24 protein-coding genes and 1 tRNA gene are annotated in these 18,921 nt (G+C 59.8%); 19 read left to right on the top strand and 6 right to left on the bottom strand.

The genetic code is table 11. From position 1 onward, the window contains the following. Positions 1–11: 11 nt before the first annotated feature. The gene (locus BRA1253DRAFT_RS42655; RefSeq protein ID WP_007591288.1) at positions 12–191 is read right to left on the bottom strand and encodes a hypothetical protein; all 180 of its coding nucleotides are present in this window, start codon (positions 189–191) and stop codon (positions 12–14) included. 227 nt (positions 192–418) lie between these two features. Between BRA1253DRAFT_RS42655 and BRA1253DRAFT_RS44285 the strand changes: the two genes are divergently transcribed. Together BRA1253DRAFT_RS44285 and BRA1253DRAFT_RS03815 are read left to right on the top strand one after the other, a co-directional pair. Beyond that, positions 419–568 carry a hypothetical protein gene (locus BRA1253DRAFT_RS44285; RefSeq protein ID WP_167552267.1) on the top strand — a complete coding sequence of 50 codons (150 nt, stop codon included), beginning with the start codon at positions 419–421 and terminating at the stop codon, positions 566–568. 237 nt (positions 569–805) lie between these two features. Continuing rightward, the gene (locus BRA1253DRAFT_RS03815; RefSeq protein WP_007591284.1) at positions 806–1,024 is read left to right on the top strand and encodes a hypothetical protein; all 219 of its coding nucleotides are present in this window, start codon (positions 806–808) and stop codon (positions 1,022–1,024) included. A 126-nt stretch (positions 1,025–1,150) separates the two neighbouring features. On the opposite strand, the gene BRA1253DRAFT_RS03810 is transcribed toward BRA1253DRAFT_RS03815, so the two are convergent. Beyond that, on the bottom strand, positions 1,151–1,378 hold the full coding sequence (locus tag BRA1253DRAFT_RS03810; RefSeq protein WP_007591282.1) for a DUF2171 domain-containing protein: 228 nt from the start codon (positions 1,376–1,378) through the stop codon (positions 1,151–1,153). Positions 1,379–1,518: 140 nt separating this feature from the next. Here BRA1253DRAFT_RS03810 and BRA1253DRAFT_RS03805 point away from each other — a divergent pair, with 140 nt between their 5' ends. Both BRA1253DRAFT_RS03805 and BRA1253DRAFT_RS03800 read left to right on the top strand, forming a co-directional pair. Next, the gene (locus tag BRA1253DRAFT_RS03805) at positions 1,519–2,802 is read left to right on the top strand and encodes a hypothetical protein (RefSeq protein ID WP_007591281.1); all 1,284 of its coding nucleotides are present in this window, start codon (positions 1,519–1,521) and stop codon (positions 2,800–2,802) included. 15 nt (positions 2,803–2,817) lie between these two features. Beyond that, positions 2,818–3,183, top strand: coding sequence for a hypothetical protein (locus tag BRA1253DRAFT_RS03800; RefSeq protein ID WP_007591279.1), 366 nt, complete (start codon positions 2,818–2,820; stop codon positions 3,181–3,183). A gap of 61 nt (positions 3,184–3,244) precedes the next feature. Here the strand turns inward: BRA1253DRAFT_RS03800 and BRA1253DRAFT_RS03795 are convergent, their stop codons facing one another. Further along, a complete protein-coding gene (locus BRA1253DRAFT_RS03795) occupies positions 3,245–3,487 on the bottom strand; it encodes a hypothetical protein (RefSeq protein WP_007591272.1) in 243 nt (80 codons plus the stop codon). 573 nt (positions 3,488–4,060) lie between these two features. On the opposite strand from BRA1253DRAFT_RS03795, the gene BRA1253DRAFT_RS43385 reads away from it, so the two are divergent. From BRA1253DRAFT_RS43385 to BRA1253DRAFT_RS03785, 3 genes are all read left to right on the top strand, one after another. Continuing rightward, positions 4,061–4,246 carry a hypothetical protein gene (locus BRA1253DRAFT_RS43385; protein ID WP_007591267.1) on the top strand — a complete coding sequence of 62 codons (186 nt, stop codon included), beginning with the start codon at positions 4,061–4,063 and terminating at the stop codon, positions 4,244–4,246. Positions 4,247–4,891: 645 nt separating this feature from the next. Then, positions 4,892–5,749 (top strand): hypothetical protein, encoded by an 858-nt coding sequence (locus BRA1253DRAFT_RS03790; RefSeq protein ID WP_157158541.1) that lies wholly within the window; start codon positions 4,892–4,894, stop codon positions 5,747–5,749. 253 nt (positions 5,750–6,002) lie between these two features. Then, the gene (locus BRA1253DRAFT_RS03785; RefSeq protein ID WP_157158540.1) at positions 6,003–6,845 is read left to right on the top strand and encodes a hypothetical protein; all 843 of its coding nucleotides are present in this window, start codon (positions 6,003–6,005) and stop codon (positions 6,843–6,845) included. Positions 6,846–6,954: 109 nt separating this feature from the next. Here BRA1253DRAFT_RS03785 and BRA1253DRAFT_RS03780 read toward each other — a convergent pair whose 3' ends face one another. Beyond that, positions 6,955–7,305, bottom strand: a complete 351-nt coding sequence (locus BRA1253DRAFT_RS03780; protein ID WP_007591262.1) for a hypothetical protein — start codon at positions 7,303–7,305, stop codon at positions 6,955–6,957. A 540-nt stretch (positions 7,306–7,845) separates the two neighbouring features. Here BRA1253DRAFT_RS03780 and BRA1253DRAFT_RS03775 point away from each other — a divergent pair. From BRA1253DRAFT_RS03775 to BRA1253DRAFT_RS43380, 8 genes are all read left to right on the top strand, one after another. Next, on the top strand, positions 7,846–8,376 hold the full coding sequence (locus tag BRA1253DRAFT_RS03775; protein ID WP_007591261.1) for a hypothetical protein: 531 nt from the start codon (positions 7,846–7,848) through the stop codon (positions 8,374–8,376). Then, positions 8,376–8,957 carry a hypothetical protein gene (locus BRA1253DRAFT_RS03770; protein WP_007591260.1) on the top strand — a complete coding sequence of 194 codons (582 nt, stop codon included), beginning with the start codon at positions 8,376–8,378 and terminating at the stop codon, positions 8,955–8,957. The genes BRA1253DRAFT_RS03775 and BRA1253DRAFT_RS03770 overlap by 1 nt, the downstream gene beginning before the upstream one ends. Next, positions 8,950–9,138: a hypothetical protein gene (locus BRA1253DRAFT_RS03765; protein WP_007591259.1), complete on the top strand. Its 189-nt coding sequence runs from the start codon at positions 8,950–8,952 to the stop codon at positions 9,136–9,138. Before BRA1253DRAFT_RS03770 ends, BRA1253DRAFT_RS03765 begins: the two co-directional genes overlap by 8 nt. Further along, positions 9,131–9,643 carry an HK97 family phage prohead protease gene (locus BRA1253DRAFT_RS03760; protein ID WP_157158539.1) on the top strand — a complete coding sequence of 171 codons (513 nt, stop codon included), beginning with the start codon at positions 9,131–9,133 and terminating at the stop codon, positions 9,641–9,643. The genes BRA1253DRAFT_RS03765 and BRA1253DRAFT_RS03760 overlap by 8 nt, the downstream gene beginning before the upstream one ends. 181 nt (positions 9,644–9,824) lie before the next feature. Further along, positions 9,825–10,103: a P27 family phage terminase small subunit gene (locus BRA1253DRAFT_RS41090; RefSeq protein ID WP_245285855.1), complete on the top strand. Its 279-nt coding sequence runs from the start codon at positions 9,825–9,827 to the stop codon at positions 10,101–10,103. After that, positions 10,103–10,354, top strand: a complete 252-nt coding sequence (locus BRA1253DRAFT_RS03755) for a hypothetical protein (RefSeq protein ID WP_007591255.1) — start codon at positions 10,103–10,105, stop codon at positions 10,352–10,354. Before BRA1253DRAFT_RS41090 ends, BRA1253DRAFT_RS03755 begins: the two co-directional genes overlap by 1 nt. Before the next feature lie 1,953 nt (positions 10,355–12,307). Then, positions 12,308–12,541 carry a hypothetical protein gene (locus BRA1253DRAFT_RS46125; protein ID WP_007591252.1) on the top strand — a complete coding sequence of 78 codons (234 nt, stop codon included), beginning with the start codon at positions 12,308–12,310 and terminating at the stop codon, positions 12,539–12,541. A 37-nt stretch (positions 12,542–12,578) separates the two neighbouring features. Beyond that, positions 12,579–13,295, top strand: a complete 717-nt coding sequence (locus BRA1253DRAFT_RS43380) for a hypothetical protein (protein WP_007591249.1) — start codon at positions 12,579–12,581, stop codon at positions 13,293–13,295. A gap of 518 nt (positions 13,296–13,813) precedes the next feature. Here the strand turns inward: BRA1253DRAFT_RS43380 and BRA1253DRAFT_RS03735 are convergent. After that, positions 13,814–14,260, bottom strand: a complete 447-nt coding sequence (locus BRA1253DRAFT_RS03735) for a hypothetical protein (RefSeq protein WP_083869791.1) — start codon at positions 14,258–14,260, stop codon at positions 13,814–13,816. 743 nt (positions 14,261–15,003) lie between these two features. Between BRA1253DRAFT_RS03735 and BRA1253DRAFT_RS03730 the strand changes: the two genes are divergently transcribed. From BRA1253DRAFT_RS03730 to BRA1253DRAFT_RS46120, 4 genes are all read left to right on the top strand, one after another. Continuing rightward, the gene (locus BRA1253DRAFT_RS03730) at positions 15,004–15,798 is read left to right on the top strand and encodes an outer membrane protein (RefSeq protein WP_007591246.1); all 795 of its coding nucleotides are present in this window, start codon (positions 15,004–15,006) and stop codon (positions 15,796–15,798) included. A 63-nt stretch (positions 15,799–15,861) separates the two neighbouring features. Beyond that, positions 15,862–16,146, top strand: coding sequence for an addiction module antidote protein (locus BRA1253DRAFT_RS03725; RefSeq protein WP_007591244.1), 285 nt, complete (start codon positions 15,862–15,864; stop codon positions 16,144–16,146). Positions 16,147–17,170: 1,024 nt separating this feature from the next. Then, complete coding sequence (locus BRA1253DRAFT_RS41085; RefSeq protein ID WP_007591240.1) at positions 17,171–17,431, top strand: AlpA family transcriptional regulator; 261 nt, start codon at positions 17,171–17,173, stop codon at positions 17,429–17,431. After that, positions 17,326–18,555: a tyrosine-type recombinase/integrase gene (locus BRA1253DRAFT_RS46120; RefSeq protein ID WP_083870035.1), complete on the top strand. Its 1,230-nt coding sequence runs from the start codon at positions 17,326–17,328 to the stop codon at positions 18,553–18,555. Before BRA1253DRAFT_RS41085 ends, BRA1253DRAFT_RS46120 begins: the two co-directional genes overlap by 106 nt. Here the strand turns inward: BRA1253DRAFT_RS46120 and BRA1253DRAFT_RS03720 are convergent. Further along, positions 18,514–18,590 (bottom strand) — tRNA-Arg (locus BRA1253DRAFT_RS03720). The two genes, BRA1253DRAFT_RS46120 and BRA1253DRAFT_RS03720, sit on opposite strands and share 42 nt — an antisense overlap. Positions 18,591–18,921 lie beyond the last annotated feature (331 nt).

The following is an 18,921-nucleotide window of genomic DNA, read 5'->3' as shown; positions in this document are numbered from 1 at the left end:
TCGCCCGCGCGTCAGGACACCAGCCAGCTGAAGAACGCGATCGCGGCCCAGACCAGGCCTGCGATCCAGGCCAGCATCACGATGCCGATGGTCGCAAGATAAGCGATGCCGAGCGGGTCGGATCTTTCGCGTCGCGTCGGGACGGCAATTTCGGCTGCGGCTTCTTGCGTCATGACGGGAATATCTCCCATGCCTTCTCCCTCTCTGGGAGCGCTGAGAACTGTTTAGCGGAGGCGCCGGGCGCCGGCTGTGACGCACTTCACAGATCGGTACGCACCAAGCCCACAATCGGGGCGGATCGTTCGACAGATGCGTGAGCTGGATCGCGTCGCAAATCCGTGTCGGGAGGCATTAACCCCGCAATCATACGGACGAAATTGCCACGCGCTTGTCCAGATCGTCCGGCTAGAATTGCTTCATGTGTACCAAGTACGATCCACAGCACGAAGCCGAGGCGGCGATGAAGCGCGCCGTGGCGGCCGATGGCCCCGACCGGCAACGTCTCATCGAGCTGGCCCTGGCCTGGCACCAACTCGCCCGCGACCGGCGCGAAGAGCGGACGGACTGAGCCCACGCTCTTACGACAATATCCGTATTCAAAGAAAAACCCTGTGCTCGGGGGGACGAGCACGGGGTTCTCGAGAGCCGATCGGGGCTGGCAAATCGGCACCACTCGATATCGAACGCGCTGATCGCAGGTTCGTTCCGCGCCCCCTCAATTCTTTTCGCGCGAAGATCATGAAGGGCGACCGGGGGAGGGCGTCTTGCCGATGGAACGTCGGTTCCCCGCCGACGTTGAGCCGCTATGACCGATCCCGAGTTGCGCGCACAGTCCTTCGAGATTGCCTGGAAGTATCTCGACCAATCCGGCCTGCTTACTGGCGAGCGCAGGGACGCGGCCCGGTTCATCCTGAACAGGATCGACCGCATGATGTTGGGTGGCGAGAGGCGACGATTGCTGCTGTCCAACGCCGCGATCGACGCCTACCGCTTCCGGCCCGTGCTCGTGACGCTCGAGGCCTGACGCGAGCCGTCGAAACGCGACGTTAAGACTCGTTCGGGCGACGATTTTCCGATTGCGTTTCGTTTCGGAGAACGAAGCGGAGCAGGACCGTGAACAAACAAAAAGTCCCCGAGGGGACTTGCTGGCTCAGGCTGCTTCCGACTTCGGCACCGCGTCGGCATTGACCGAAAGCTTGACGACATCGCCTTCGACGGCACCGACATATTTCGTGTCGATGTAATGATGATGGTCCTTGTGACCTTCCGGGCTGTCCTTCCGCGTCAGCTTGATGCGGTTGCCCTCGACGCGGTCGACGGTGCCGACATGTGCGCCGTCCTTGCCGACGATCTTCATGTGCTCTCTGATCTCGCTCATGATGTTCTCCTTGTGCAGTGTCAACGGCGAGGACCGGTCTTCGTTGCAAGGATGAGCGCGGCCGACTGTTTGGAGCCAATGCGTTCGCCGAACGTTGAAAGGCCGTCGCAATTGCCAAGACCACCTTCGTCAAGATCCGCATGGAGACCTCCGAGGCCTATCTCGAACGAAAGCACAGGGAAATCGGGCTGCTGAACGATTGCCTGAGGAGCCCGCTGCATTTGGCTCGGCCGCAATCGGTCGACGAGGTCGTGGTCTCCAAGTTTCAGCTCGCCGCCGCGCTACGCGCGGAGCATGCGCTCCAGGACTGGAAGGCGACGGAGACCGCCTGGTCGCACGCGGCGTCTCCCAGCAGCGGTCCGTTCGTGTTCAGCTACGATTATCAGCGCGCGGACCTCAAGGTGCGTGGTCCCTCGTTCTACGAACTCGAGCGGAGCTGCGGGAGCGAGGCGATCTATACCGCATCCGGCATGGCCGCGATCTCCGCGCTGCTGCTCGCGTCCGCACGAATCATCGGCAAGGCAGACGTCGTGGTGCTGCCGGGCACCTACGGCGAGACACTGGAGCTGATCGAGAGCCTCGTCCCCCATTTACGGCTTGTCACCGCCAGCCTCCCGCTGGGCGAAGCGTTTGCTGCGGCAGCCTCGCCACGGTTTCTCCTGCTGGATTCATGCGCCCCTGCCGCGGCGTTCGAAGCGGCTTTGCGTTGCGACGGTTCGGGGCTCGACCTGTTGATTTTCGACACGACATGTTTCGCCGGCAGATCGGGGCGCATCCGGCGCGTTCTGAGATGGGCCGCGCGATTGGACATTCCGGTCGTGTTGGTGCGAAGCCACAACAAGCTGGATTCGCTCGGGGTGGAATACGGCCGGCTCGGCTCTGCCGTATTCGTGCATTGGAGCCGGAAAGACCTGAATGCAGGCCAGCTGCTGTCCGAGAGCCTGGCGGCGGAAACCGGCAATGCCGTCCGGCTTCTCGGTGGCGCGGCGTTGCCGGCACACTTCCCGCCATTCGTGGGCTCAGCGGGCTATTGGGCCCTGACGAAAAAACGCGTCGCGGCGATCCTGCGCAACGGTCGCCACACGGCGCGATATTTCGCCGCCGAGCTCGGTTCGCTCTCGGCCGAGCTGCATTTCACCCACGGCCTCTATGTCACGCTTCGCGGCAGGCGCTCCCTCGATGAGGCGACCGCGCGGCAGGCGGCCGAGGACATGAGCCGCGACCTCGGCGGCGAAGGCTTCCCCATCCGCCACGCCGGCAGCTTTGGTTTCGATTTCGCGGCGACCGAGTGGTTTCACGACGCGACTACGGATCGGTACAGCGTCCGGGTGGCGGTGCCGGATCTGCCGACCGAGTTGTGGAAGAATCTTGCGGCGGCGATCGCCGGATGGTGGGCGCGACATCACGGCGATACTGAAGAGTGAGTGCGGTGCAAGGCCATGACAGAGCGACCGACAGCGTTTCCTTACAGGGAATGCACGTGGCATGTTTCAGACGAACAGTCCCAGCAATGGCTTGCGGTGCTTGAAAAGACGGGTGCAGCCAACGTCCGAGCGCGCCTAGCCCAGACCGACGCGGCATCCGCAGGAGCGATTGCGATCGGAACCGCGCCCGTCATGACGATCGGGTTCGCCCAGGAATGGCTGAACTGGAAAGATAATCAAAAATCCGAGGCGGATATCGAACGGCACGAGCGGCAGATCTGGTGGACTCGGACCGCGGCAATCGCCGCATCGGTCGCCGCCTTGAGCGCACTGTTCGGCTGGATTTGGACGATCTTCATTCGGGGGAATAATGGCCTGTAACAGACATGATTGTTACTTGCGGATATATCCGCGAGACGAGAGCGGCGACAACTGCGCTGTTTCAATCGATCGCCAGGCATTCTTCCACGGCCGGCTTCTGGTGGCCGCGACGTGCCCAGGCTTGAACGGCGAAGGCGAGTTGGTGCTGACTCGCCGCCGCGTCCGCGATGGAGGCCCGCGCCGTCGCGATGGGCTTTGTGATCACCCCGGAGTTCACGACTCCCGCGTCAACTGCCAGGAACGATATTGCCACAACCGCCACCGCAGATGCGATCGCCATTCTCGTCAAGTCGGATAGTGGCATCAAAGTCCTTATCGGGGCGCAAGTCGCTCGGCGGATACATAGGGTTCGTTTGCCCGGATCAAAGCCCGGAGGGAGGCGACCCACGCGTTCGTGAAGGGCAGCGGATTCTGCAGGTGCGCGCCGTAGACCGGGCTAACAGTGAACGCCGGTGTATCGAGTCAGCGTGCGCCGGACGATGTCCCCGTCCGATGAGACTGAATATGGCGATCCCGGCAGGATTGATTGAAATGAATCATTTCAAGAGCTTGATGGCGCGGTTAGGCAATTCTCCTGCCATTGTTTCTCTTAGAGGAATTTGGCGAATGCCTAACCTTCAGAGGGCAGGCGCGGGGTCTGATTCGTCCTCGATTGGCGACCCTTGCCCTGACCCTCTTTTTTGAGGGCACCCTGAGTATTTTCCTCGCCGGCCATATTTATTCCTGAAGCACGATAGGCCTAACCCTCAGCCAGGCGCACCTCGCAATTTTCTCCGCAGGTTTGCCGCGGCGACCACCATATAGATGGACGGCGGCATTTAGTGTTTTGCCTGCAAAAGCGCACTAGTTCTCAGTAACTTCAACTTCGGGGGCTTTCATGGGCAATCGCGCCGCTCGTCGTGCTTGGGCACACCGCGTCATGTCTGATCCGCGGATGAGCGATATCCACCGGCAAGTCGCTCTAACGGTCGCTGACATGGATCGGCGCGGTTTTGTGTTCTGCGAGCTGGACGGCGATCTCTTTTTCGAGCCGAAACCGCAATACGCGGCCAGCCTCAAATAGCGGTTACGCCAGACAACCTGCGTCAAATGTTCTAGGAAACTACAATCTTGAAAATCATTGAATTCAGACCCTCCCGCAGTAGCGGGAAACAACTTGGCACGTTTGACGCTGAGATAGCACCCGGCGTGCGAGCGCTGGATCTGACTCTCATCCGCAAGCAAGACGGCAGCTATAGAGTGTTCGGCCCTAATGTTCGGCTTGATATCGGCGTTGCAAACGATCTCGCCAGGGCAGCGGTAGCGATGGGGGGCAGTAGCCGTGGCGGACAGTAGAATTGAGAAGACAGGCGGGTTGCTGGATCAGTGGACGCTTCTTAGCGAGATCATAGCCGACACGCGCACCCGCAAGCCTCACATTCAAATCGCGCAGATCGTTATCGATCGTCAAAAGCGCGAGCACGGCAACGGCCAAGCGAGTGTGCGCTACATTGAGCGTGGCACCGGCCTGTCGAAATGGCGGATCAGCAAGGCTACCGCCGAGCTGGCCGAGTGGGGCTACTTTAGCAGGCGTCCGGGCGCCGGCACTCGGCCCTCCGAATTCACCGCGACTTCATGGCCTAGTGTCCGAGTCCAGAGGGACACTACGCTAGTGTCCGAGTCTGAAGGGACACAGTGTCCGAGTCTGGAGGGACGCTGCGAGCCTCTAGTGTCCGAGTCTGAAGGGACGAATCCTGCTTACGTAGACGGCTTACAAGCCGGCCTACGTGAAGCAGAATGTTCTGTCGGCGCGGCTACGCCGCCGGCTTTGGCCGGGCTTGTGCCCGCCACGCCGGAGACGCCGTCAGGTGGGTTTGTCGAGCTATGGGATGCCTTCAGTCTCAAGCTGACAAATACTAAGGCCAAAGCCAGAGCGGCCTATGACAAGTTGGCGCCGGAGGCCAGCCTCCATGCCACTATTGTTGGGGCGGCAGCGCGCTTGCACGCTCATTACGAAGAGCACGCGACTGAGCGGCGATATCGTATCCAGCTCCAAAATTGGATTACGGCGCGCGGCTGGGAGGATGATCTGCCCATCGTATATTCCAACGGGAAATCCGCGGCGATAGCCAAGGTACGCGGTAGTGCGAAGCCAGCCCAACGGTACGACGAAGCCGATCGTGGCGAGAGGTCCCGCGCTGAGGCACCAGAGCCAGCCGAGGATGGTGAGATGGGCAGGCGCCGCTCCAGTACCGTTGACGCAGCCGAGGCCGCTGAGCACGAGCGCAAACTCAGCGGGACGGCTATTGAGATCGGTGTGCCGCGCGGTGTGTCAGTGACGATCGTATCCAGCGCTGTGGTCTCTCGGGGTGACGACACTTGGTTGGAATTAAAGACGAACCGAGGCGACGTTGCCCTCCTCATAGAGGGGCACAGGGAGGCTCTTCAGGAGGCGGGCCAAGCCCACCTTATGCGGCTCACCATCGCGTGCGGCAACTTCGATGACTCGGCCGAGTTGCACGGTAAGTCCTTCATGATAGCTCGCGACACATTTGCCGCCCTCTCTGAGCTGGAAGATGCGGCCTGACCGGACGGGGGCCCCCGATTTCCTTGGCGCCTGTGCTAGCGCGTAAGCGCTTGATCCCGTTGGCCATGGGGCCGATTTCCTAGAAGTGTGCAGCCGCAAGGCCACACCAAGAGCCGAAAAGGCCAGCACGTCACGTCATGAGAGATATTCCATGAAACATACTCCATTCGAATCCCGCCTTGCCCGCGCAGGCCGTCGCTCAGACCTACGCACCCTGCAAGACTACGCCGCGCCAACGGTGGCGTCGGCCTGGATGCCGGCGAACGACAATTCTCCCAGCGGCACCCAAGTTGACCGCGTGATCGAGATCCGGCCGTCGCCCGACGAAATGGTTCGGCTCGCCGTGAAGGACGCTATCCGCGCCCGCGACGGCTATGGCCCCATCACTGCCGCGGAGCTTGATGCGACGATGCGGGCGCGCCTGCGCATTAAGCGTGGGCAGATTACGGCTTGGCTCGGATCTGACGGGCGCTGGCACGACGCTGCAGAGCTATTCCGTCAGGAGAAGGGCAGGCGCCGTAAGATGGACGAGGATAGGCAGGCCGACAATGAGCGGCACCTTGCTATTCGCGGCAGCGGTGGGTTTCCGGCGGCGTCGACGTATCGCGAGCGTGGCAGCGAGGGCGAGGACTACCGGCGGCAGCGTGCGGCTTATTGGGCGCAGACAGTATCCGCATGCAACGATAATGCGCGGCGAGAGATTGACCGCCTGGGCGTCGGCGGCAGGCACGCGTTCGGCGAGGCTTGGGCCAATGCGGGTTTGCCGCCAGCCTGTCGGATTCCCCGGTACATGACGGCCGTCGCGCCGGGCGCAGAATTTCTTGGCTATCGCCAGCACCGCAACATTACTGCGACACCCGGCAGCTTCGTCGGCCCCGCGAGCGGCCCCCAGGAGGCACTGATCGCCGGCCTCGACGCGCTGAAGACAAAGGCCGGCCTTGGCGAACACTTCCATGTGCTTGAGGATTCTCTCGATGGTCTGACCGCCCGCGAGATTGCCGCCGAGCGTGGTTGGGGCAACGGCAAGGCCGGCGAGCGCAGGGCTGTGGCGGCGCAGGACTCGGCGCTGCAGACGTTGGCACAACTCGCTGCTTAGGGCGTGTACTGGTAAGGCGTGGTGTTCGTTTCCGACGAGCAATTGGAAACGTCACATAAAGTCAAACCATTACGCTCGTGACCCGAAGCAGGCTACTTTTGGAAGTCAGTCAAGTCATGCTGCCAGGGATGAAGCATCGGACGCGCGGATGGCCGTCGATGTAATGCCTCCAGACCATTGTGCGGCCGAAGCGGTTTGGTTCTGTGATAACGGCGCCGTCAGGTACGATCACCCATTCGCCGTCGATGAGGACGCGGTAACGCCCACGACTGGACTCCCAATCGGCATCGGACACTATGTATCCGTCGGCATCGGTACAGCACTTTCCAAATTCGCTCTGCAAGCTTTCGAACCACAACTTCAGTGGAGAGTGCTCGTATCGGCCATCGTCGCGTGCAAGTACTGGCGTCAATAGCAACGCTGAGCCAAACAACGATGCAGCAAGTTTCGCTGGAAACATCTCTTTGCCTCCGCGATATTCACCGGCCGATCCGCTGGCTTACTGCGGCTTAGGCTGGCAACCCGGAAACTAAGTCCGTTGCAACTGCCGCTAACGACTGACGATAGCTACAATCGCTCGACGCTGAGAGGGGACAGTTCATCCCCATCGTTTACTGACGTGAGTCGGGCAATTCGAGCGAAGGTTCAAAAACGATAACGGTTCAACTAAAGGTCAGTGCAGCTGCTTCTTTGGCCTAGCCCGTCAGGACTCGGGTCGACTCTGCCGATCGATCGCTGCTGGCCCAATGCGGAAGTTGCGCAACGTCAGGGCCATAGCGGACGTCCACAGCGCCTGTGATTAAGAGTGCGCGCCCTAGTCCAGTCCCTCCCTTCAGGTGGGACCGTATTGATATGTAGGGATGCTGATCCCGACGTGTTGTGCACCTTAGCGCCGGTCTCGGCCGGCGACATTTTTCCGGCCTAGTGCCGATGAGCCGCCAAGCGGCTTTTCATTTACCCAGCTAATCGCAATTCCCAAACCTGAAAGGATAGCGGCCAAATGGCCATCTTGAATCACGTGCTCGATTCTATCGAGACACATATCGGCTTTCCGCGAAGCCGCACCAACGGCATCAGCCGGCGCCTACAGGAGGCCGGACAACTGCCAGTTGGCGCGCCCGGTGTTGCGCCCGAACTGGATCAGCGGGACGTGTGCTTGCTGCTCTCGGTCCTAATGAGCGCGCCAAAATTGCACGAAGCGGTGGACCATGCGCAGGCGTATGCAGCCATGACCCCAGGTGGCGTCGTGCTGTCTGCGGGCGCACCCGACAGCATCCCGCGAGCACTGGAATATCTGGAAGTACAATCCGAAATCGCTATCGGCGGGGAGCCCGAGGCCGTTGATGACGTCCGCGGCCATCGTTTCGAGTTCGTGCATCACTGGCGCGAACTTGCAGCATACACCCCGCAAGGGTCGGCAACGCGGTTTGTACTGCCGGGACAGCTGGCCTCCCATCAACAGGCGCCGCATCGGGTTGCCGGTGTGGTGAAGGGCGAGGCACTCGTAAGTTTGATGAAGGACTTGTTTTGATGGCACCTCTCACAAAGAAACCAGCCGAAATGTTTATCGTACCATCTCTGTCAGATGCCTCGCCTGATCACAGGGCACTTGTGGAGAAGCAGACTGAGTTGCAAACTCGCTACTCAGAACTGCGCGCAGAACGGGCGAAGCTTCAGCACGAGATCGAAGCGGAAGAGGCTGCTGGCAAACAGCGCATTGCGCCAGAAGTCGCTCGACTTCTTGGTGACCCTATCGACTCTGTGACAGCGCTTTCAAATCGCCACCGTGAAGTCGCTGTTGAAATGGGACATATCGAGGTTGCCCAGGAGACCCTCAGGCGACGACTTTCGGAGGCACGAAATGGGGCGAGTAAGGCCGTGTGCGACAGCGTTCGCGGCGAGTACCAGCGACGCCTGGGTGTCATGTGCAAATTGTTGACCGAGGTCGAAACGGCCCGTCACTCGCTCGATGAATTGCTTGACGATCTTGACCGCGAAGACGTGGCGAAGAGCTATCTACGGCCGGTCATTCCCCATTTTTTGGGCGATCGAAGAGACGGCCGAGTTAGTTATTTTCTGCGCGAAGTAGCGGAGAACGGTCACAATGTTTGAGAAAGCCACCTCAAAGCGGGCGCGGTCAAGCAAGCAATCGCGCCGCATCAAACTGCCGGGCAAGTCCGAAGCCTACGCCGATGCTGATCCCGTCGAGATTGCGCGCGAGTTGCGGGCGCAATCCAAGCTTGGCAAGCGTGAGGCTCGGCTCGCTGCCGCGGAGATGAAAGCGCGTGGTTGATAACGTAATCACAGGATTCGCTGTGGTGTTCGGGGATGAAACCGTCATCGCAGGCGAGTTTCGCGAAAGGATTGCGGCAGGTGCGTTCACTCGCACGCTGAAGGAAAAGCCGGACGTTGTGATGTTGCTCGATCATGATTCCGGGCGCGTACTGGGACGCACGGCGGCGTCAACGCTGTCGGTGCGCGAAGATCGAGTTGGCCTTTACTTTTCCTTGACTGTTGATCCGACGACGCCCGAAGGCCGGACAGCGCTTGGCACTGTCAGCCGGCAGGATGTGGGCGGCTGTAGCTTTGGTTTCCGAGTTCGTGCCGAGGAATGGGAAGACGGCGGCGATCGATTGCCGTTGAGAACGATTACAGATCTCGACCTGTTTGAGCTGACCCTCACAGCGTTTCCCGCATATCCAACGACAACCGCAGCAATGCGCTCCACCGCCGAAACCAACAGCCAGGCAGCCCGTCGTCGCATCGAAGCGAAGCAGAGGGCGCGAGGTATCCTGTAGGCGGGTAGGGGCAGGGGGAGGGGAATGGCGTTTTTAAGCCGCCATCGCTCTCGGAGACCGGCCCCATCCTGCAACGCGCGTGGGGGGTGCCCCGGTTCAAACGAAAATTTGGAGACATTGGCCTGTGACTGCCAAGACACCTGCTCACCTTCGGCCAGCAACCGCAAAATGGTGGCGCTCTGTGACCACCGAGTTTGATTTAGACCCGCATCATGTTCGGCTGCTGACTCTCGCTGCGGAGGCCTGGGATCGAGGCCAGCAGGCGCGAGAAATCATCGATAGCGATGGCATGACTTACACCGACAGGTTCGGCTGCCCAAAACCTCGGCCGGAGGTAGCGATTGAGCGCGATAGTCGTATTGGTTTCGCCCGGCTGCTGCGTGAACTGGCCCTTGACGGCGTTGACGGTCCAGAGGCGCCGCGCGCGCCCCGCACGGCTGATTATGGGAGCCGAAGATAATGCCCGTTCGCGGCAGGAAGAAGAAGCGCTGCACCGTCGCGGACGCTGCGGCTTGGTATGACGTGTTCTCCAGTGAGTTCGATTTCAACGGCGATCTAGCGGACGCCGGTGTTGAAACCGACGCATATGGCCGCCCAGACCGGGAGGAAGCGCGCAAAGCGTGGCAGCGCCTCGGTGCGGAATTTCTGTCGACGTTTACAGATTCATTCCAGCCCTGGGGTTTGGAGCAGTTCGGCGAGCCACCACGCTAATGCCCGCCAGACTAAGGCGGGAAAGGCGCCGCCGCTCTACGCACATCTCGCCTGAAGCCGTAGCCCTGTTCCGGCGTGGCATCGACCTGCAGCGCGGCCCGCACGATCCGTGCGCGTTGAGCGACATCAAGATAGCCCTGGCCGCAGCGTTGGGCCGCTCAAAATTTGGCGCCAGCCCGCTAGATCGGGAGCCACGTTCGTTGATCGGATGTGACCGCGAACCGATGGAAGTTGTGTTGGGGCTTCGGGCGCAACTTCTTAGCCAGGGCGTGAACCTATAGATCTACCGGGCGGACAGCTTGCCAGAGTCCGCTATGCACAGTTAGCGATCGAATTCTGCAGCGCAGCTAAATGACGCGATGGACCAAGAGGAGACAAGGCCAAGAATTCCCCTTTGAATGCTCGAGTCTCATCGAGGCACAGCATTGGGCCGTGATGGTAACCGCTTGGGATTGCTACGCCGCCGACGAGAGTGAACTCGCGCCGCCTCATCCCCGCCGCCGAGACTCGGGGCGGGAGATTGTAGCCGATCAAATGGGGCCGTTAAGGACATGCCGGATGGCCGCTACGGCACACAGCCAGGGTCATTCGCGACCCAGCCGAGCCGGTCGCAAGTCTAGTTAAGTCCGCTATGCTGCCGAAAGCCGAAGTAAATTCGGAGCATTAGCAGCATGGCCACGCCGCGTGACCGGTGACGAAAAATAAATGGGATTCGGCCCATTTTTGTTTGGCCGCACAAAAAGAAAGCCCGGCAGGTCGGCTACCGGGCTTTCAATCCGCTCTTTTCCTGCCAGCTACCGAGCTAGCACGAACATGTCGTAATACATTTTCGATGCTAACGCGGACCCAGCCGCTATGCCAAGCCAGAACAGGGTTTCCTTGGAGGCAACAAAACGAAGGAAAACCCAGCAGGTCGACTGCCGGGCTGTTGGTCTGGTTCTCAGCCCTTGTCCGTCACGTGAGGTTTTAGCGACAGCCGCAGCTCTGCTTGCCGTTGTAGGTCGTCGTGCAGTCGTACCGAGTGCCGGGCGGACAACCGGCCTTCGCAGGAATCACGGTGCCGAGTAAAGCCAAGGCGGATAATGCAAAAAGCAAATGCTTCATTGGACGTTCCCTCTGCTAGCCCGGGCTGGTGCCGGGTGGTTGAAATTCAGCAGCAGAGGTTGCTGACCCCCCATATTACCGCCACACGCGGAGCTACCGCGCGCTGCTACTAACGGATATTTTGGGAGCCACCCGGCGTATGCCGAGAACCTCTGCCGCCTAAGCTCAAGGGGCAGATTTCAAGCTACCCAGCGAGCATCACGATGCTAACATGCTTTTGCCCCGCGACAACCCATATTCGTGCGAACGCGACCGAGGCGCTAATCGGCAATCCAGTCCAGCCAGGTGATGTCCGGCTGGCTGAATGAGTTGAGCTGGCCGCTGTCGCCCCCACACCGACAGCACAGAAGACGCTTGCCAAATGATGCAGACGAACTCCGGCGTCGGTGGGTAGGGATCAGCAACCTCTGCTCTGGAAGAGAACGCTAGGTTTCACGCGTTGGGAAATGCCGTGCTGTTATCGTTTCCATTCCGCCATGGACGACCGCAAATCGGAGCCGACCTGAGTGGCACTTCCTACGTCGCAGGCTTGCTCTGCTTGCGACGGCGGCGACCGGCGCTGCTGGTGGTGGTGGGGGCGGCGTCACCGTTCACAGCGGGTCTGTCTACATTCAAGGTGATGCCAGCGAGAAGACGGTGGCGCTGATCAAGGCGGCGATGAACCAGTATGATGCTGCTCTGCCAATGAAGGTAGTTACTGCGGTGAAAAGCGCGCAGGCGCGTCGGGTGTTGTGAGGGCGAGGCGAATCAGTGGCGCCGTGACTGTTGCACTGACCCTGTCGTTCTTGACAGGTTCGAGCCGTTCCCAGATGTGGGCATGATCGCGGCTTATGGACGAGGGCCGCGGCTATGCGACGTTACTACTTCCCGATTTTACACAACGGCGAGACACAGGCGGACGATGTGGGAGAGCTATTTCGCTCCGCTGAGTTGGCGGTCCGATATGGCGCCCGTGTCGCTCGGGACATCGCCAGCGATCCCGATTGCGACCATGATGCAGGCACGGTTGTAATCGTGGTTGACGCCTCCGGTGCTGAGATCGCCCGGCACAGGGTTGGGGGGCGGCGGAAGCGGAGGGGGTGAGCGGGACCAATTGCCGACCCATTTAGGAGAATGAACGATGCGCGGGTTATGGGCGTCGGTTTTAGGCGTAATGCTAATTTGCCTGGGCCCCGCGCTTTGTGCGGCGGAAAACGGCAAAGTTGCCGGTAGCATTCATCATCTTTATCTCATTGTTGGGCGTGGTAGTTCGGGTGAAGAGCGCGAACTCGGTTTCATATTCGTTTCCGAACACATCGCCATAACGGATGCAACCCAAAAGGAAGAAGTTCTTTTCTCCCTTAGCATCGAGGACCTCTCTCGCGTCAACCGCGAAAGGCTCCACGATATCGCCAGTCTCAATTCCCGGCACAATTCCGCGAACACTTATAGTGGTCGATTTGCCTCCGCCAAGGGCTACCCATCTTCTGAATATCAACTCGGTGGGTATAGCTACAGGCTCGGCATGACCGCGCCTGATCGCGCGGCTGACAGCGCCTATCTCAAAGAAGGTGGCGGGCGTCTCTCCGCTGTTAGAGATTTCGAGGGCTACTCGGGGACCGTCTTGGCCCCAAATGAAATGAGCCGAGCTAGCGTGAACGTAGGGTCGCAATTGTCTTTCTGCGTTGATATCTGCGCCCTTAACCAGCCTATCAGTCGCTCGCCAGAGCAGCCAGGTTGCGATTCCAAGAATGATGGTGAAGAGCGCAATGATTGCTTCGGCATTCTTGTGAACAAACTCCCCCAAACAGGGAGTGAAGCCCTTAGACATTATAAAGAAAAGGTAGCACCCTTTTGAAAGCCATCGGCGGCCTGTTGGTGATAATGCTCTCCTACGCAGGCTTGAAAAGATGGTGACGTACCGACAACGAACCCGAAAAAGGACAGCCAAAGCAGAATAAAAATCGCAGTTTTCGCGCGTTCTTTGGTGATCATTAGCTCGGCACCCTCGCTTTGTCGGCCCGTGGAATGGCTGCTCGACCGTTCGGACGACTGTGTGGGTTTGTCGGCCGCTCGCTACTCAGCGACCTTTCAATCGGTAAGCACGTCACGAAAGGGGGATAATTTGATTCCCCCCGTCCAGGCCGAAAGAGTACTTTACAAGCTTGTTGCTGCGCTGGTTTTCTGGCAACTCCACCACTTGGAAAGGAATTGTCGCCGATGCATCAATATTTCTCGAACACATGAATGCAATGAGAGTCTCGAACGTATCGGCAATATGCTCGGTGACCTGAGACGTATATGCGGAAATCGCTAATCAGCCTCGCCAAGACCGAATTGACGCGAATGCCATAAAATTTGTGAGCCCCTCAGGCTCTAGCGTCGCACTACAACTACCGAGGGCGATGCCATCCACGCAGCTGCGGCTGCCGACTCTTGAGCACCTACTGATCGATTTGCGAGATTGCGGCGCTGCTCCTCGGCTGCGATGTCTGACTGAGCTTGGGTCGCCTCTTGATTAGCTTCGGCCACAGTCATTTTTCCCGCCTGCACGCGTTCGGCTATGACAGCTCGCGTGGCCCAGTATCTATCGAACAGATCGGTGTAGGTCGTGAAAGGCCTGATCGCCAGCGCGGCGGTGGCATTGCACTTGTTCTTCTCGATCATGTTTTTGGTGCCTTCGGGGAATTGCACCTTGCAGTTTTCAAAGCCCTGCTGCATGGCCGCAGCTGCTGCTGCTTGTTGCTGCTCACGCTCTTGGCGCGCGGCAAGTCCGCAGCCGCCCAGCATGACGCAAAGCGCCACGACGCCAAATCTACGCATGTGAAAAGCCCCCCGGCCGAAATAATAGGCACACTGAACCTCAACCAATGCGCGAGATCAATAGGTTGCGCGCGTAAAGTGCAGCAACTTGGGAAAAATATGCAAGGCTTGTGGACGAAAAGGCGGAAGCGCCCCGAGGCGGGTGTTTGTTCTGCGCATGGAGCTATCGGATGATCAGCGTGCGGAGGTAGCCGCCAGACGGTCGGCGGCGGTTCTGCAGGCGGCCAAATAGCCCTGATTTGCCATTCGGCCCGCTCCAGCCGCAAAGCTTGGGCGGGCCTTCCGCAGGAGAGCCAGAACAATAGGGAGAGCGCTGCCGGGCTCGAAATGCCAGTCCCCCCGGCGGCGCTCTTGTCTCAGACTGGGCACTGAAATCCCACTGCTGTTCAACTCTGCAATGATTATGCCACAGGTTGATGACAGCGGCTTCCTCGACCGCCGGTCACGCTGGCGCAGTATGCACAGGAAGTGTGACCGGCAGCGGCTGATGACGGCTCACGCCCGCCGCTTAGCGCGCGACGGGCCGGTCGTCCCTAATTGCATTCCCGATGTGCACGCCACTGGGCATTTAGTTCCCTTAACTGTCGGACAAATATCACAAATATCAAGAATCTCACGGCGCCTTTGGGAGCGCGTGTTGTAAGCCCGCTACAGCAAAGCAGCGGCGAGCGACGTACCATTGATTGGCAGGTGGGCGAACGCACCGATTTCATTGAACTCGTATCTCTGGGGAGAGAACTCGCATGAAGAAGCTTTTTGCGGCTGCGGCCGGAACACTAGCTCTGGGCCTCTCGGCTCCCGCAAGCGCCGCGGATCTCGCTGCACGTCCCTACACCAAGGCTCCGGCGCCGATGGTCGCCGCCATCTACGACTGGAGCGGCTTCTACATCGGCATCAACGGCGGCGGCGGCTCAAGCCACAAGTGCTGGGACTTCGTCGACACTTTTGGCGGTGTGACTGGCGTTCCGGGTAGTCTTGTCGGTGAAGGCTGCCACAATGCGACCGGGGGCACGGTCGGTGGTCAGATCGGTTATCGCTGGCAGTCGGCCAACTGGGTGTTCGGTATCGAAGGCCAGGGCAACTGGGCGGATTTCAAGGGCGACAATATCAGCGCGGCGGGATTCGGCCTTCGCAATCAGTCGAAAATTGACGCCTTCGGTCTGATCACGGGTCAAATCGGTTACGCCTGGAACAACGCCCTGTTCTACGTCAAAGGTGGCGCCGCCGTCGTCGGGGATCGCTACAGGGCCTTTGACGTTGCAACCGGCCTTGAATTCGATCGGGCGAGCGACCAAACCCGCTGGGGCGGGACGGTCGGCGCCGGCTTCGAATATGGCTTTGCGCCGAATTGGTCGGTTGGCATCGAGTACAATCACATCTTCCTCGAACGTCGCAACGTCGATTTCGCTGGCTCCGGCAACTTCGTCGGCGCGGGACTTGGTGTCTTTACGCGCACCGAGCGTATCGATCAGAACGTCGACATGGGCCTCGTCCGCTTGAACTACCGCTGGGGCGGCCCGGCGATCGCGAGGTACTGAGTAGCTTCATTAATAACAGAGGGCCGGCTCTTTGAGCCGGCCTTCTTCTTGGGGAGGCTCGAAATGACAAAGACCTACAGGCCAGTCATCCCGTCGCAGCTCGCCGCCGATCTAAACCGAGCATTCGCTTCGGCTGAACCTCACACGGTTTGCCGGGCGATCGGGCAATCACTCAAGGATTTCAACGTTTCAGAAATCTCAAAAAAAACCGGACTGCAGCGTACAAGCATCTATCGCGCTTTCGGCGACGAACAGCTTCCGAACTTTTCCACTGTTCTTGCTGTACTCACGGCGATGGGCTTGGAGCTCAAGGTGGCTCCACGCTTCGGCGCGTCCTCCGGCTATTGAAGGAACGCGCGCGAGCTACTGCGCGTCGGGATGTGGACAGGCGCCGGTTCACGCTGGCGGGCTTACATGCTACGGGGGCCCGAAGCGACCGGTGCCCGCCGGTCTACAATCTCAGTCAAAACTCCCGCCGGCTCACTAGGTCGGCGGGTTTTTCTTGACCTGGGAAATTGATGGGTGGCGCCACCCTGCTGGCGCCGCGGCGCGCCGATCCGCAATTGAATCGGCGGCCGGGAGCATTGGGGGCTGGAGGGCGAGCCATGCCATGTTCGCTCCAAACTGACAAGGCGCCACCGGTAGTTGTACGGAGTCCATTTTCGGAACGGGGTGTTCTACTGTGAGAACACCGGCGCGATTTAAGTACCAAGCAATTTCATTTATCCGGGATGGCCGCAGTGGGGGCTGGAACCACGCTGCGGCCTTTCCCTGTTTGCGGCGGTCTCACAGAGCTGATTGTTTTCACGTGCATTGGGCAAGCGGCCGACTTAACCTGCGTTAAGAAACTGCATGGTCCAGTATTCTCGGATCTACCGATCTCCGGCTGGCCGTCATGTTCGACGATGCTGCTAAGTTCCGACTAGAGTCTGAGGAATGCCGCAGCAAGCGGGCACAACGAAAAACCCGTGCTCCAAGGCGCAGTGGCTTCTATTCGCTGACGAGTGGCTAAAGCTGGCTGTGGCCGCTGAGGCTCTGGCGAAGCGCGAGGCGGCTGAACCTGTGGCCGCAAAGTAAGTCCGCCTCGGTGGTCGGCTTAGAGTCGGCCCCGGCTTCATGGGGGCTGGAAGTTGGGCCGGGGCCGCTCCGCCAGCTCAGGAGAGGAGCTAGCAAAATCTTCAAGCTTTCCTCTGCGCGTTCGTTCCTCTAGCGAGCGCTGGAGATCGCACGTTGGGCCCGGTAACGAAGTGTTACAAATCGGGTCCAAGGTAGGTTTGCGCCGCATTTGTCGCGAGGCGACCGTGTATAGTTCAATGAGTGCGTCGGATTCGCCCGGCGAGGTAAGCAGAGCATTTTTCGCAGGGGCGCGCTCTTGCCCAATCCAGCCAATGATAACCACCGCGTGCAACCGCGCGGCCTACGCCGTGCCGATGCGGCTCGGTACCTCGGGATCTCTCCCAGCTATTTCGATACCCAGCGCAAGGCCGGTAACATTCCAGCGCCGAGGCAGATGCTCGGCGTGGTGCTATGGGACCGCAACGACTTGGATCGCTTGTTCGATGGTGTTTCAGCCGGGCACGAAAACGACGACTATTGGGACAAGCAATGCGGCAGCGGAAGCCAAAATACGTAAACGAATATCTCGATAGGCACGGGCGACCACGGGTCTATTTGCGCAGGCCCGGCAGGCCGCAACTCGCTTTGCCCGCGCCTCTCTACACACCGGAATTCTGGACGGCCTATCGCGCTGCTATGAGCGCAGACGAGCCAACGCCGGAGGTGCGCCGTATCAAGCCCGGGACGATTGCTGCTGCTGTGCGCGGCTACTACGGCAGCGCCGAATTCAAGGGCCTGGCTGAGAGCACGCAAACGATCTATCGCAACGTCCTGAATCGTTTCGCCGACAAGCACGGTGACGGGCCTATCGCGGGCATTCAGGCCAAGCACGTCAACAGCCTCATTGACGAGATGGCCGACAAGCCGTCAGCGGCGAGCAATTTCAGGAAGCGTTTGAAGGCCGTGATGGACTACGCAGTATCGGCCGGGATGCGCAGTGATAACCCGGTTATTGTGTCCAAGCGCGTGAAGCTCAAAACCACTGGCCATAGGACGTGGACCGAGGCCGACATCACCGCATTCCGCAAGCGCCATAAAGTCGGCACACCGCTACGGCTTGCCTTCGAGGTGTTACTGCACACTGGCCTGCGTCGCAGCGATGCCGTGCGCCTTGGCTGGAAGCATCTCACTAAGCAAGGTTTCGTCATCACCACCAAAAAAAGCCAAGGGCATGTCGAGTTGTGCATTCCGGTGCATCGCGACTTGGCGGGCTACATCGCCGATTGCCCAAAGGACGGCCCGGCCTTCATTGAAACCATGTACGGAAACGCGCGCAGCGAGAAGGCGTTTTCAAGTTGGATTAGCGAAGCGGCGGCAGCTGCAGACCTTCCACCTCGCTCCAGCCCGCATGGAGTTCGAAAGGCGGCGTGTCGTCGTCTAGCCGAGACAGGATGCACAGCGCTCGAAATTATGAGCATCACCGGCCATACGGATATCCGTGAAATCGAGCGCTATTGCCGTGAGGCCGCGCGCAAGAAGCTTGCCGTTGCTGCGATGGCGAAACTTGAAGGTGGTTTCGATATTCGATTGCCTAACCCACCCGAGGAGTTAGGCAAAAGTGACGATAATTTATTGAAATCATTGACGGCAAAAGCCGATTGGCGATCCCGGCAGGAATCGAACCTGCAACCCTCAGAGTAGAAATCTGATGCTCTATCCAGTTGAGCTACGGGACCGTCTTGAGCCGCCCTGGTTGGGGCCGGCTGTTCATCTACCATGCCATTATGAAAAATATCGTCTTTCGCCAAGCCTGAACCGAACCGTTTTCCTCGAAGCCGCGACAAAGCGGAACGGTGGGGTGTCAGGGTGCCGGGTTGAGCGGCAGCGGACTGGACGATGGATCACATCGCCGGGAACGCTGGCCAGCTTCCGGGACACGGCCGCCGGACGACTGATCGGGTATTGCTGCGCCATCAGGACGGCGTGCGCGGCGGTAGCTTGATCGGTCTCCTCTGGGCGTGCCTTGTCATGGCGAATGCGACGGTTTGCACCTTTGGTTCCATCGCC

This window comes from Bradyrhizobium sp. WSM1253 (assembly GCF_000244935.1).
In the GTDB taxonomy this organism is placed as follows: domain Bacteria; phylum Pseudomonadota; class Alphaproteobacteria; order Rhizobiales; family Xanthobacteraceae; genus Bradyrhizobium; species Bradyrhizobium canariense.
This window is presented reverse-complemented; position numbering and strand designations above follow the sequence as displayed.

Coding starts and splice junctions, on each gene's coding strand:
- BRA1253DRAFT_RS03735 (WP_083869791.1), bottom strand. CDS start 14,260: ATGCGTAGATTTGGCGTCGTGGCGCTTTGCGTCATGCTGGGCGGCTGC.
- BRA1253DRAFT_RS44285 (WP_167552267.1), top strand. CDS start 419: ATGTGTACCAAGTACGATCCACAGCACGAAGCCGAGGCGGCGATGAAG.
- BRA1253DRAFT_RS42655 (WP_007591288.1), bottom strand. CDS start 191: ATGGGAGATATTCCCGTCATGACGCAAGAAGCCGCAGCCGAAATTGCC.
- BRA1253DRAFT_RS03730 (WP_007591246.1), top strand. CDS start 15,004: ATGAAGAAGCTTTTTGCGGCTGCGGCCGGAACACTAGCTCTGGGCCTC.
- BRA1253DRAFT_RS03815 (WP_007591284.1), top strand. CDS start 806: ATGACCGATCCCGAGTTGCGCGCACAGTCCTTCGAGATTGCCTGGAAG.
- BRA1253DRAFT_RS46125 (WP_007591252.1), top strand. CDS start 12,308: ATGCGACGTTACTACTTCCCGATTTTACACAACGGCGAGACACAGGCG.
- BRA1253DRAFT_RS03810 (WP_007591282.1), bottom strand. CDS start 1,378: ATGAGCGAGATCAGAGAGCACATGAAGATCGTCGGCAAGGACGGCGCA.
- BRA1253DRAFT_RS03725 (WP_007591244.1), top strand. CDS start 15,862: ATGACAAAGACCTACAGGCCAGTCATCCCGTCGCAGCTCGCCGCCGAT.
- BRA1253DRAFT_RS03765 (WP_007591259.1), top strand. CDS start 8,950: ATGTTTGAGAAAGCCACCTCAAAGCGGGCGCGGTCAAGCAAGCAATCG.
- BRA1253DRAFT_RS43385 (WP_007591267.1), top strand. CDS start 4,061: ATGGGCAATCGCGCCGCTCGTCGTGCTTGGGCACACCGCGTCATGTCT.
- BRA1253DRAFT_RS46120 (WP_083870035.1), top strand. CDS start 17,326: ATGGGACCGCAACGACTTGGATCGCTTGTTCGATGGTGTTTCAGCCGG.
- BRA1253DRAFT_RS03805 (WP_007591281.1), top strand. CDS start 1,519: ATGGAGACCTCCGAGGCCTATCTCGAACGAAAGCACAGGGAAATCGGG.
- BRA1253DRAFT_RS43380 (WP_007591249.1), top strand. CDS start 12,579: ATGCGCGGGTTATGGGCGTCGGTTTTAGGCGTAATGCTAATTTGCCTG.
- BRA1253DRAFT_RS03775 (WP_007591261.1), top strand. CDS start 7,846: ATGGCCATCTTGAATCACGTGCTCGATTCTATCGAGACACATATCGGC.
- BRA1253DRAFT_RS03755 (WP_007591255.1), top strand. CDS start 10,103: ATGCCCGTTCGCGGCAGGAAGAAGAAGCGCTGCACCGTCGCGGACGCT.
- BRA1253DRAFT_RS03795 (WP_007591272.1), bottom strand. CDS start 3,487: ATGCCACTATCCGACTTGACGAGAATGGCGATCGCATCTGCGGTGGCG.
- BRA1253DRAFT_RS03800 (WP_007591279.1), top strand. CDS start 2,818: ATGACAGAGCGACCGACAGCGTTTCCTTACAGGGAATGCACGTGGCAT.
- BRA1253DRAFT_RS03770 (WP_007591260.1), top strand. CDS start 8,376: ATGGCACCTCTCACAAAGAAACCAGCCGAAATGTTTATCGTACCATCT.
- BRA1253DRAFT_RS03780 (WP_007591262.1), bottom strand. CDS start 7,305: ATGTTTCCAGCGAAACTTGCTGCATCGTTGTTTGGCTCAGCGTTGCTA.
- BRA1253DRAFT_RS03785 (WP_157158540.1), top strand. CDS start 6,003: ATGCCGGCGAACGACAATTCTCCCAGCGGCACCCAAGTTGACCGCGTG.